At 36.4% G+C, this 2,600-nt stretch carries 3 protein-coding genes; all 3 read right to left on the reverse strand.

Annotated elements, in window-relative coordinates; translation table 11 throughout:
• Positions 1-73 precede the first annotated feature (73 nt).
• Positions 74-1,702: a hypothetical protein gene (locus H6A32_RS15655; protein WP_204864805.1), complete on the reverse strand. Its 1,629-nt coding sequence runs from the start codon at positions 1,700-1,702 to the stop codon at positions 74-76.
• Between the two features lie 316 nt (positions 1,703-2,018).
• Positions 2,019-2,249 (reverse strand): hypothetical protein, encoded by a 231-nt coding sequence (locus tag H6A32_RS15660; RefSeq protein ID WP_118638153.1) that lies wholly within the window; start codon positions 2,247-2,249, stop codon positions 2,019-2,021.
• Positions 2,239-2,454, reverse strand: a complete 216-nt coding sequence (locus H6A32_RS15665; RefSeq protein WP_118638155.1) for a ParA family protein — start codon at positions 2,452-2,454, stop codon at positions 2,239-2,241. The genes H6A32_RS15660 and H6A32_RS15665 overlap by 11 nt, the downstream gene beginning before the upstream one ends.
• Between the last annotated feature and the right edge of the window lie 146 nt (positions 2,455-2,600).

The following is a 2,600-nucleotide window of genomic DNA, read 5'->3' on the forward strand; positions in this document are numbered from 1 at the left end:
ATCTGCGTAACGCACTCCATCCAGAGTCTATAGGGGCATAAATCACTATTTTGTCAGCTGAAATATTGAATTTTCAAGGAGCGAAGCCCATTTCAGGTATGGGAAGTCTTAGTACATTACTTAATTCATTGGTATGTTTTTTTAATTGAAATTCACGTTCATCATCGAGGCCCAAAACCTTCAACGCACCTTGATTCATGAAAAACAACGGCCAATCTTTTTCAAAGAGTTCCTCATGTCCTTTACAAAAGTCTATTATTTCCTTCTCGTTTCTACTCGCCAAAAAATAATTGTTTAGCAACCAGTATGTTTCATTTCGTACCGAATAATCATAGACCTCATTTAACTCTACTTCCCTTTTCTCAATTTTTATGGCATAAACATAATCAGAAAGGGGACGCTCTTGCATTAGATCCTTTGGAACATACTTTTCTGCTTCGTCAATTTTATCCATTACCAAATAAGCTTTTACCAACACAGAATAGTAAAAGCTTCTCATTTTTTTGCATAATCCGTCATAGATTTCTTTATATTGCAGTATTTGATTTATTACAGTAGTCAATTCTTGCGAATTATCATCCACGTTACTGATTATTAAACTCTCTACTTTCTTATCGGATATTAAGATATCCGTGAACCAAGTGCGCTTCCCTTTTCCTACTTCTTCCATGGCAAAATAAATATTCCTTATCTGCCTCTTATATAAACATAAAATGACAATCAACTTTATTAGGTTTTCTTCTTCATAGACCAACTTTTTATTGAGCGTAAAATTGTGAATCTCAAGACCTCCATCAAAAGTAATCTCTTCTGAAAAGATTCTTTCGTTATTGCCACTTATCAAACTATCTACAATATCCCACAGTGATCCCGCAGTTGTGGCTTCTATCAGACCATCTATGGCTTCATCTCTAAACAGAAGTATGGGGAGTGCAGTTCTAACTGCGTTATCCCTAATTCGCGCATCAGAAATATCAGCTATTCTTTTGACCGCATCGACACAACTTTCTGAACGTAGAATTTGAGACAAACAGTCGTAGAAAAGTGACAAGTCATCAGATTTATCTTTTACAGCAATTGCAAGATCATCAAATTCCTGAATCCAGCCTTCGTACAGCTCCTTTGATAGCAAGTCAGCTATCAATGATGCTTTTGTATTGTTGAGTTTTCCTGCCTCTTTTACCGTATTAAGGATTTCATTAAAGTCTTTGCGATTTTCTTTATGATTAGCATTTACTGCTTCCTTTAATTCCGCAAATTGATTAAGACATATAGACACCATATGTCGCTGTTCAACAGAGAGACTATTGCGATAATAGGCACCTACCTCATCCATTATTAAATGATATAAATCTTTTATCACACGCTCTTCACCATTTGCAAACGTAATGCCTTCTGCAACTGCTATTTCTCTCGCTTTTTTAATTTCATCTCCAAGAAATTCTTTATTGGTCTTTTCAAGTTTAGTTGCAATCGATCTTTCAATTACCCTCTTCAAAAAATCCGTATTGCGAATAAAGTAATCAAACGCACCCGAATCAATATATATACTCTCATTTTTCTCACAAAACTTGCTAACATCTTTTCTAAGCATCTTGAGGAAACGATTCCATCGATACTTGTCTCGCCAATTCTTTATAACAGAACTGGTAATATCATATATAAAACTTTCCAACATAGCCGACAACAATTCTGCTATCATCTCTTCACGTCCTTGCTGTATCACATTTCTCTTTTGATCATGTGTATTACTTTTCTTATATTTTACTCCAAAAGCCTTTTTCGCACAATTCTATAAAATCTCACAAAATCAATTTTTTCACATTTTGGTTCGTAAAATATCCCTTCTACGTTCTGATATATGAGAGAATAAATCTTTCAATAGCAAGATGTATATTTGAATCAATCATAATTATCGATGCTTCATCATCTGTCATGTCGCGAATGAACGCCGGAATTGCATCTAATCCAGCCAGCTATGCTGCATTCAGTCTACTGTGTCCAGAGATCATCTCATACTAGCCATATCCGGCCACTTGTAGAGGAACCGGCGAAAGAACACCGTTTAATTTGATGCTGTCAAGCAGGTCCTGCATCTTCTCATCATCTACCACCTTAAATGGATGATTCTTAAATGAATGGATCAAACAGATCTCTATATCCATTGCAGATTCTTCATTCGTTACACCAAGCAGTTCCTGCACAGATAATCCCTTGAACTGCTGTCCTGGTCTTTCATTATCTTTCATGATTCAATACCTTCTTAGTGAGACTTTCATATGCCTTTGCTACTTTTACATTAGGACAGTGCTGGTAAATACTGATTCCAATTGCACTGGTTTCCACAGCCTTGATAGATGATGGAATCACTACATTAAAGACACCGATATTTTCATAAAGCTGATGTACAGTAGCTGCAATATCCTTTGTGAAATTGGTTCTGAAATCGACCATCGTCAAAAGAATTCCTTCCACAGAAAGCTTTTTAAGTCATTAACCACCACTTCAAGTGGTGGTTTGCTTTTGCCCCTCCAAAGGGGCATTGTTACCGCTCACCCTACAGGGTGGTGTCGCAAGCATTTTTACTGGTCCGCTTATAA

Source organism: Drancourtella massiliensis, assembly GCF_016900655.1.
In the GTDB taxonomy this organism is placed as follows: domain Bacteria; phylum Bacillota; class Clostridia; order Lachnospirales; family Lachnospiraceae; genus Sellimonas; species Sellimonas catena.

Bases quoted from the DNA above. Each gene is read 5' to 3' on its own strand.
- H6A32_RS15655 (WP_204864805.1), bottom strand. From the start codon at position 1,702: ATGATAGCAGAATTGTTGTCGGCTATGTTGGAAAGTTTTATATATGAT.
- H6A32_RS15660 (WP_118638153.1), bottom strand. From the start codon at position 2,249: ATGAAAGATAATGAAAGACCAGGACAGCAGTTCAAGGGATTATCTGTG.
- H6A32_RS15665 (WP_118638155.1), bottom strand. From the start codon at position 2,454: ATGGTCGATTTCAGAACCAATTTCACAAAGGATATTGCAGCTACTGTA.